Origin of the sequence: Mesorhizobium sp. M7A.F.Ca.CA.002.05.1.1, assembly GCF_003998335.1 — a bacterium.
Lineage (GTDB): Bacteria > Pseudomonadota > Alphaproteobacteria > Rhizobiales > Rhizobiaceae > Mesorhizobium.
In genome coordinates, this window is record NZ_RZQI01000147.1 from 1 (window position 1) to 9397 (window position 9397).

Sequence of the window (9397 nt, forward strand, 5' to 3'; positions counted from 1 at the left end):
CTTCGCCGTTCGATGCCAGCAGGCTCATCGCCGCCATCATCGTCTGGCTTTTGCCGGACCCGGATTCGCCAACCACGGCAACGGTCTCGCCCGCATTGACGTGGATGCTGATGCCCTTCACCGCCTCGACTGCGCCGTCGAGCGTGCGGAAGCGGACACGCAGATCCTTGACGCTGAGGATCGTTTCGGAAGCAGCCATCTTAGCGATCCCCATCTTATCGATCTCTCGGGTCCAGTGCGTCGCGCAGGCCGTCGCCGACGAAGTTCAGCGCGAACAGCGTCGAGACGAGGAAGAAGGCGGGAAACAGGAGCAGCCAGTTGGCGGTGCCGATGTTCTTGGCGCCGACCGAGATCAGCACGCCCCAGCTGGTCATCGGCTCCTGCACGCCGAGGCCGAGAAACGACAGGAAGCTTTCCAGGATGATGACCTGAGGCACCAGCAGCGTCATGTAGATCACCACCGGGCCGAGCAGGTTGGGGATGACGTGGCGCAGCAGGATACCGCGCTGGCCGACACCCATGGCTTCCGCCGCCTGGACATATTCCTGCCGGCGGATCGACAGCGCCTGGCCGCGCACGATGCGCGCCATGTCGAGCCACAGCACGGCGCCGACCGCCAGGAACATCAGCACGAAGTTGCGGCCGAAAAACACTACCAGCATGATGACGAAGAAGATGAAGGGCAAGGAATAGAGCACGTCGACGATGCGCATCATCACCTCGTCGACCTTGCCGCCGGCAAAGCCGGCAGCGGCCCCGTAGACCACGCCGATGACCACCGCCACGACACCCGCGAGCAGGCCGATGGCCAGCGATATGCGCCCGGCCATCAGCGTGCGCGACAACAGATCCCGGCCGGTGTTGTCGGTGCCGAACAGGAAATACTGCTGCTTGATCGAGGCGCTCATCGTCACTTCGAGACCGTCGGGCGACTTGCTCTCGATCTTGGTGCCGTCAAAGGCATCGGAACGGTCGAGATAACGGATATTGCGATCGTCGATCGGCCTGGTCGACTTGACGGTGACGAAGACCTGGTTGCCTTCCTGCCGCCACTCCTTGATGTCGACCCGCATGCGCTTGATCGCTTCGGTAAGCGCCGTCTCGATCATGTCGGCCTTCGGATAGGCTGACAGGCTTGGCGGCATACGCACATAGTCGGCATAGATGGTGGTGTATTGATGCGGCACGAACCACGGTCCGAACACGCTGACGACACCGATCAGGGCAAGGTAGTACAGGCTGAACATGGCGGCGCGATTGGCCTTGAGCCGCGCCCAGGCATCCCCCCAGAGCGAACGGCCGATGACGGTGGGGGCTGTGGCTGCGATGTCAGTCATAGCGCACCCTCGGATCGACGACCGCGTACATGACGTCGACGATCAGGTTGAAGACAATGGTAAAGATGGCGATCACCACCACCGTTCCCATCACCAGCGTGTAGTCACGATTGAGCGCGGCATCGACGAAATAGCGGCCGACGCCTGGAATGGAGAAGATCGTCTCGACAATGACCGAGCCGGTCAGCAATGCCGCCGCCGCCGGACCGGTGAAGGAGACGATCGGCAGGATGGCACCGCGCAGCGCGTGCTTGACCACCACCGACCAATCGGACAGGCCGAGCGCGCGCGCCGTGCGGATGTGGTGGGACCGCAAGGATTCGATCATCGAGCCACGCATCAGCCGGGCGACGATGGCGATCTGCGGCAGAGCGAGCGTCAACACCGGACCGACCTTGTTGATGAAAGCGCCATCGCCCCACCCACCGATCGGCAGCAGCCTCCAGGTCAGCCCGAACAGGAGTTGGATCACCGGCGCGATGACGAAGGTTGGGATAGTGCTGCCGGCCGTCGCCAGCGCGATCACCGTATAGTCGCCAAGCTTGTTCTGGTTAAGCGCCGCAATGGTGCCGAGCACACAACCGAGTAGCAGCGCCAGGACGAGCGCCGAGGCGCCGAGCTGAACCGATATAGGCAGGCCCTTGGCGAAGAGTTCGGTGACGGTGAAATCCGGCATGTTGTAGCTCGGGCCGAAATTGCCGCGCAGCAGATTGCCGAGATAATGGACGAATTGCAGCCAGAGCGGGTCGTTGAGGCCGAACTGGGCTTCGAGATTGGCCTTGATCTCGGGGCTCAGCCCCCGCTCCTGGTTGAATGGGCCGCCCGGCGCGACGCGCATCAGGAAAAACGCCATGGTCACGATGACGAACAGCGTCGGGATGGCGGTCAGAAGCCGCCGTAATACGTATCGCAGCATCGGTGCCCCGCTTGACCCAGAGCAACGCGCGTCCAGCTGGACGGTTGCGCTCTAGCCTTCAAATCTTCGCACCGACATGCCGAAAATCGATTCCGGTTCCCGGGCCGATGCGATGGCAAACCAGCACCGCCGCGCATCTCGTTGCGCGGCGGCCCGGCTAAGGATCAGTCCTTGCTGATGAAGCGGGACGGATGGATGTCCATCACATTGTCGTCGAAGCCATGCAGCTTCGAGGAAACGATGTCGTGGAAGCTGTAGTAGAGAAGCGGAATGTTACCGACGTCATCGACAAGGATGCGCTCGGCCTCAGTGAGGTCCTTCATGCGCTCTTCCGGTTTGCCGCCGGCAGCCGCAGCCTTGTCCATGGCCGCTTCATATGCCGGGCTGACATAGCTCGAATAATTGTTGCCGCTGGCCTTGCGGGTGATGCCGAGGAAGGTCTCCGGATCCTTGTAGTCGGCGATCCAGGCGGCACGCGCCAAGTCGTAGTCGCCCTTCTGCTCGAGGAAGGAGTAGTGGGTCTTGGTGTCGGTGTTGACGAGCGAGACGTCGATGCCGAGCGGCTTCAACTGTTCCTGGATGGCGACGGCCGTGTTCTTGTGGTTTTCCGAAGTGTTGTAGCGGATCTCCATCTTCAATGGATGCTCGGGCGTATAGCCGAGTTTCTCGAGGGTCTTCTTGGCAGCGTCCTCGCGGTCGATCTGCGACATGTCGGCGTATTTGGCCATTGCCGGCGTGTAGCCCGCGATGCCCGGAGGCACCATCGAATAGCCAGGCAGCATCGAGTTCTGCCAGACCTTCTCAGCGAGGAAGTCGCGGTCGATCGCCATCGAGATGGCGTTGCGCAGTTCGACATTGTCCCACGGCGCCTTGTCGGTCTTGATCGCATAATAATAGGTGCCGAGATAAGGTCCGACGCGGACCTGGTCGCCGAACTTGGTCTTGAGGTCAGCGAGCTGTTCGGTCGGCAGGTCGCCGTAGCTGTCGAGTTCGCCGGCCTCGAACCGCTTCATCGCCGATGAGCGGTCTTCGGTCGGGATATAGTTGACGACGTCCATCTTGACGGTCGCGGCGTCCCAGAATTTCGGATTCTTGACCAGCTTCATGTGGTCGTTGGGTATCCACTCGGCCAGCGTATAGGCGCCGTTCGAAACGAGATTACCCGCCTTGATCCAGTCGGCGCCGAGCTTGTCGATCGAAGCCTTGTTGACCGGATAGGCGGCCTGGTGGGTCAGCATCTCCAGGAAGTAAGGCGTCGGCGCCTTCAGCGTGACTTCGAGGGTATTTGCGTCAATCGCTTTGACACCCATATCCTCCGGCTTGCCCTTCTTGGTGTTGACGTCCTCCGCACCCTTCACCGGGTACAGCATCGAGGCGTATTCGGCAGCGGTGGCCGGGTCTTCCAGCCGACGAAACGAATAGACGAAGTCGTCCGCCGTCACCGGGCTGCCATCCGACCAGAGGCCATCCTTGCGCAGCTTGAAGGTGTAGACAGTCCCGTCGTCTGACACTGTCCAGCTTTCGGCCGCGCCCGGAATGAGGTTCGTCTTCTGGTCATGCATGACCAGGCCCTGGAACAGGTCGCGTATGATATCGGCTTCGTAGACGGTCGAGGTCTTGTGCGGATCGACCGTCTCCGCTTCGGCGGCGCTGCCTCTGTTATAGACGGTCTCGGCGAAAGCCGGCGTGTAGAAGGTGCCGGCGGCCAGCGCCATGGTCGTGGCGAGCACCGTCGCCTTCAGCATGTTTTTCAGCATGAAGTTCTCCCTGTCGGCGCTGCCGTTGGCGCGCCTATTAAGTGTTGACGCCCTGAAGCCGATATCTGACCCCTTTGAGCGCGCCGCTGGTTCCCGTCCTGCGGCTCGTGCCCAGACACTAACGCGGAGAATTTTTATTTCAACAGACTCTCTGGGTCACCCAAAGTAAGGCGGACGAAAGCTATGGCGTGGCCGCTGAAACAGCAGCCGAAACCAGAAGCTTGACTTGGTTTCTTCACCTCGACGCCATTTTTCACCGCGAATCGGAGCCATGCCAGTTTGCCGGAATGTCTTAATGCGTTCTTAAGCAACCTGGGGTTACATTATGAGTACCTTCTATATGGTTCGAACTTCAGACGCGTGGCGGCTATGAGTAACAGAGCAAGTAAATTGCCCAAAATCCGTCAATTAATGCGGAAACTTCAAGAAGAACACGGCACTTCTGCGGTCGAATTTGCCTTGCTTTCACCGATTTTCATTCTTCTTCTACTCGGAATGGTTGCATATGGTATATACTTCGGCGCCGCCAACTCGATCCAACAGATCGCAGCGGATGCCGCCCGCACGGCAATTGCCGGGTTGAACCAGACCGAACGCCAGACGCTCGTAGCCAGCTTCGTCACCAACAATGCCGGCGGATATCCCTTCGTGGATGTCAGCAAGTTGACCTACCAGGCCAACGACAGCACGGCTGATGGAAGCCAGTTCGTGGTTTCCATCCAGTACGACGCCCGCAACCTGCCGATCTGGAACCTTTTCCCGGGCATAGCCATGCCCGGGACCACGATCAAGCGCCAGTCAACGATCAGGGTCGGGGGCATTTGAATGCTGCTGCATGCGTGCAATGGGATCGGTCGGCTTGCCCGGTTGATGCTGAGTGACAGGAAAGCGAACTTCACCGTCATGGCGGCATTGAGCGCGCCGGTGGCGCTGGCGCTGGCCGCGGTGGCCATCGACGAAGCCTCGATCTACACCGAGCGCCGCGAAGCCCAGGCAATGGTGGACCTGGCGGCGATCACCGCCGCCTCGAACATGACCAATGTCAACACCGCGGTTGTCACCACACTGACCGACAACGGCATGCCAGGGGTTATCGTTCAAAGCTCGGGACAGACGATCGAGCCGGCGGCCGGCAAAACCGTCGTGACGGTCACGCCCGGGCGATATGTGGCATCCGGCGCCAATGTGGGCCAGCGTTTCCAGGCCAGCGTAACACCCTACAATGCCGTCCATGTCACCCTGAAGAAGATCCCGGCCCGCTATTTCGCGAGTTCGCTGATCCCAACTCCCGTCATCGGCACCCAAGCCATCGCCAGCATGACGCCGCAGGCGACGTTCTCGGTCGGATCGAGGCTCGCCAGCCTCGATGGCGGTATCCTCAACGCGCTTCTCGGCGGACTTCTCGGCAGCAACATCTCGCTCAGCGTCATGGACTACAACGCGCTGCTCTCCGCCGATGTGAGCGTGCTCTCCTTCGTCGACGGCCTTGCCACACAGCTGAACCTGACCGGCGTGTCGTATTCGGATGTGCTGGCATCGAAGGCGACCGTCGGCCAGATCGCCACGGCCATGGCCAATGTGCCGGGGCTTGGCAACACGGCCAAGGTCGCCCTGCAGACGATCGCTTCCAAGTCGACCAGTACGGTCCAGATCCCGCTCAGTCATCTGATCGATCTCGGCTCCGTCGGCAAGTTGGGCCTCGGTCAAAAGCCGGCCGGCCTTGGCGTCGATGCCAGCGCGATGGGCATGCTGACCGCCGCCGCCGGACTGGCAAACGGTTCGAAGCAGGTCGACGTCGCCCTCGGCGCCGCCATTCCGGGGGTGCTGTCGACCACGCTCGCCATCGCCATCGGCGAACCGCCGCAATCCTCGCCATGGCTGGCGGTTGGCGAGGTCGGCGCCATTGTGCGGACGGCGCAGACCCGCATCAAGCTAATAGTGAAGATCGGGGGCGGTAACAAAAATGTCGGAGGCGGTATCACCTTGGTATCGGTCAGTTTGCCCCTGCATGTCGAAGTCGCCTATGCCGAGGCCAAGCTCATGGACATAAGTTGTCCAACAGGCCCTGACAGTATCAAGGTCACCGTTGCTACACGTCCCGGTATCGTCGAAGGACATCTCGGTGACAGCAGCAGCGCCGGCTTTGCCGATTTCACCAATAAGGAGACGTTTTCCAACACCGAAATCGCGGCCGTGAAACTTCTGCTCATCCCCGTGGTGTCCGTAGTGGGCTCAGCGGCGTTTAACATGGCCAATAACCCCGCGACGACGCTGACTTTCAACAAGGCCGACATCGATGCCAAGACGATAAGGACCGCTTACACGCAAAATTTTACCCAATCGTTGACTACGTCGCTGGTCAGCGGCCTGTCGCTGACGGCGAATTTACTCGGCCTGCCGCTGAATCTTGACGCCCTTCTGGGATTTGTGAAGCCGCCGGTGGTGGCACTTCTGAACAGCGTGGCGGCCCCGATCGATACCTTGCTTGCCAACCTGCTTGGAGCCCTTGGCGTGCGTCTCGGCGAGGCGGATGTCCGGGTCACCGGCGCGACTTGTGGACGCTCCGTGCTGGTGCAGTAGAGCAGTCGAGGCATCAGTCGAGCCTACCGAGGAAGCATCCAAGTCCCGGCAGCAAAAGCTCGACCTCCCTGGTGAGCGAGGCATCGCCGTCAAGTTCCGTAACCGCTCCTAAGTCTTGCGGCAACGGCCAATTGGCCGGTCCTCCAGCAAAATTGAAGACACAGAGCAGTCTTTCGCCGCCGCCCTCGCGAACGAAAGCCAGCACGTCACCCTCGGCGTCGAGAAAGCGGATCGAGCCTGATACCAGCGCCTCATGCTTCCCGCGCAAGGCCAGCGTGGTCCGATAGGACTTCAGCACCGAGGCCGTGTCGGCATTCTGGACGTCGACCGCGCGGGTGCGATGGCTGGCCGGTATCGGCAGCCAGGGCCTGGCCGTGGAGAAGCCTGCATTGTCGGCGCCGGCCTCCCAGACCATTGGCGTGCGACACCCATCCCTGCCCTTGACGCCTGGCCAGAAGCGGATGCCGACGGGATCGCGCAGATCCTCATAGGCCAGCTCCGCCTCCTCCAGGCCCAGCTCCTCGCCCTCATAGAGGCAGATCGAGCCGCGCAGGCAGGACAACAGCATGATCGAGAATCTTGCGACGGCGTCGGGATCGCTGCCCGGCCTTGTCCAGCGGCTGACATGGCGCACCACGTCATGGTTGGAGAACGCCCAGCAGACCCAGCCGTCGGAGACGGCCGCCTCGAAGGCTTCGACGCAGCCACGCACATGCGCGGCCGAGAACTGCGGACCGAGCAGGTCGAAGGTGTAACACATATGCAGCTTGTCGCCGCCTGAGGTGTAAGCCGCGAGCGTCTGCAGCGAGCGGCCTTCATCGCCGATTTCGCCAACCGCGGCGCGGTCGTCATATTCATCGAGCAGCGCCCTGAAGCGGCGCAGGAACGCCAGGTTTTCCGGCTGCGTCTTGTCGAACAGATGCTCCTGGTAGAGGTAGGTGTTGGTCTCGCCGTTGGTGCCGGCGACGCTCGACGCCAGGGGCGGATTGCTGCGCAGCCAGCGGTCGTGGACATAGTAATTGACCGTATCGAGCCGGAAGCCGTCGACGCCGCGCTCCAGCCAGAACCGCACCGTGTCGAGAAGCGCGTCCTGGACCTCCGGGTTGTGGAAATTCAGGTCGGGCTGCGAGGCTAGGAAGTTGTGCATGTAGTATTGCCGGCGGGTCGAATCCCATTCCCAGGCCGGGCCACCGAACACGGAGAGCCAGTTGTTGGGTGCCCCGCCATCTGGCTTGGCATCGGCCCAGACATACCAGTCCGACTTGGGGTTATCGCGGCTGGCGCGGCTTTCGACAAACCAGTCGTGCCTGTCGGACGAATGCGACAGCACCTGGTCGATGACGATCTTCAGGCCGAGACGATGCGCCTCGGCGACCAGCGCATCGAAATCCTCGAGCGTGCCGAACATCGGATCGACATCGCAGTAATCCGACACGTCGTAGCCCATATCGGCCATCGGCGACTTGAAGAAAGGCGACAGCCAGACGGCATCGACACCAAGCGAGGCGACATGGGCGAGCCTCGAGGTGATACCGGCGAGATCGCCGCTGCCATCGCCGGTCGTGTCCTGGAAGGAGCGCGGATAGATCTGGTAGATGACGCAACCACGCCACCATCCGGTCTTGTCACTCGCCGCCATTGCGCTTCTCCCCTGTGCCGGCTTGCGCTCGTTCGATCATGAAGATCACCGCCCGTCCCGATATCGGTCGCGATCTGTCCGCCGCATCCGGCGCTTCGATGGCTGGAGCCCAGAAGAATCCGTCTCGCTCAGGCAAGGTGAACATGCAGGCCCGGCGATCGCCGTTGATGATGACGGCAAGGCGGCTGACGCCACCCAGGATCATGACGAGGCGGTACCGCTGCGGGTCCTGCCAGCACTGTTCATTGAGCGGCGCGCCTGTCTCGGTCAGCCATGCGACGTCCGGTATCTCTGAACCTGCCGGTGGCTGGCCAGTGAGGAAGCTTGTATCGGAGAGCGCCGGCATCGACCGGCGCAGCCTCGAGAGTTCCTCCGTGTAGCGCTCCAGCACCTGGTCACGGCCGGCCCAGTCGAGCCAGGTGATCTCGTTGTCCTGCGCATAGGCGTTGTTGTTGCCTTGCTGGGTGCGGCCGAACTCGTCGCCTGCGGTCAGCATGATGGTGCCGCGCGAGGCAAACAGCGTGGCGAGCAGCGCGCACTGATCGTTCTGGCGAGACTCCCATACGGCCGGATCGTCCGCATCCCCTTCGACGCCGTTGTTCCAGGATAGGTTTTCATTGTGACCGTCGCGGTTCTGCTCGCCATTGGCTTCGTTGTGCTTGCGCTCGTAGCGCACGATATCGGCGAGCGTCATGCCGTCATGGGCGGCGATGAAATTGACGGTCCGACTGGCGTTTTGCCGGTTCGTTGCGAACACATCGGACGAACCGGCAAGCCGGGTCGCCAGCGCACCGACCATGCCGGCGTCGCCGCGCCAGAAGCGCCTGACGTCATCGCGATACTTGTCGTTCCATTCGAGGAAGGGCGGCGGGAAATTACCGAGCTGATAGCCGTCGGAACCGATGTCCCACGGCTCAGCGATCAACACGCGATCGGCCAGCAGCGGGTCGTCGCGCATCGCTCTCAGCATCGGCGCCTCGGCATCGAATGTTCCTTCAACCCTGCCCAGAATGGGCGCCAGGTCGAAGCGGAAGCCGTCGACGCCGGCATCCCTGACGAAATGGCGAAGCGTGTCGAGGACCATCTCCTGGACGACAGGATGATCGCAAGCGACCGTGTTGCCGGTGCCGGTATCGTTGGCCAGCCCGCCGTCTGATGAGTGCCGGTA

Annotated in this window: 8 protein-coding genes; 2 read left to right on the forward strand and 6 right to left on the reverse strand. The window is 61.8% G+C overall.

Translation table 11 applies throughout. The annotated features are described in order from the left end of the window. The 4 genes from EN939_RS10285 to EN939_RS10300 form a co-directional block, all read right to left on the reverse strand. A partial coding sequence (locus EN939_RS10285; protein WP_127267924.1) for an ATP-binding cassette domain-containing protein occupies window positions 1–199 on the reverse strand: 199 nt, incomplete at its 3' end. A gap of 16 nt (window positions 200–215) precedes the next feature. After that, window positions 216–1337: an ABC transporter permease gene (locus EN939_RS10290; protein ID WP_127267925.1), complete on the reverse strand. Its 1122-nt coding sequence runs from the start codon at window positions 1335–1337 to the stop codon at window positions 216–218. Beyond that, entirely contained in the window at window positions 1330–2253 is a 924-nt protein-coding gene (locus tag EN939_RS10295) for an ABC transporter permease subunit (protein ID WP_027035849.1), read from the reverse strand. The genes EN939_RS10290 and EN939_RS10295 overlap by 8 nt, the downstream gene beginning before the upstream one ends. Window positions 2254–2417: 164 nt before the next feature. Continuing rightward, window positions 2418–4010 (reverse strand): peptide ABC transporter substrate-binding protein, encoded by a 1593-nt coding sequence (locus EN939_RS10300; protein WP_127267926.1) that lies wholly within the window; start codon window positions 4008–4010, stop codon window positions 2418–2420. Window positions 4011–4421: 411 nt separating this feature from the next. Here EN939_RS10300 and EN939_RS10305 point away from each other — a divergent pair, with 411 nt between their 5' ends. Further along, window positions 4422–4835, forward strand: a complete 414-nt coding sequence (locus tag EN939_RS10305) for a TadE family protein (protein WP_164748810.1) — start codon at window positions 4422–4424, stop codon at window positions 4833–4835. Next, window positions 4836–6590, forward strand: coding sequence for a TadG family pilus assembly protein (locus EN939_RS10310; RefSeq protein ID WP_127267928.1), 1755 nt, complete (start codon window positions 4836–4838; stop codon window positions 6588–6590). 13 nt (window positions 6591–6603) lie between these two features. Here the strand turns inward: EN939_RS10310 and bglA are convergent, their stop codons facing one another. Beyond that, entirely contained in the window at window positions 6604–8229 is a 1626-nt protein-coding gene (gene bglA / locus EN939_RS10315; protein WP_127267929.1) for a beta-galactosidase BglA, read from the reverse strand. Continuing rightward, window positions 8216–9397 (reverse strand): alpha-amylase family glycosyl hydrolase (locus tag EN939_RS10320; RefSeq protein WP_442919528.1); only part of this gene is annotated, 1182 nt, incomplete at its 5' end. The genes EN939_RS10320 and bglA, both read right to left, overlap by 14 nt.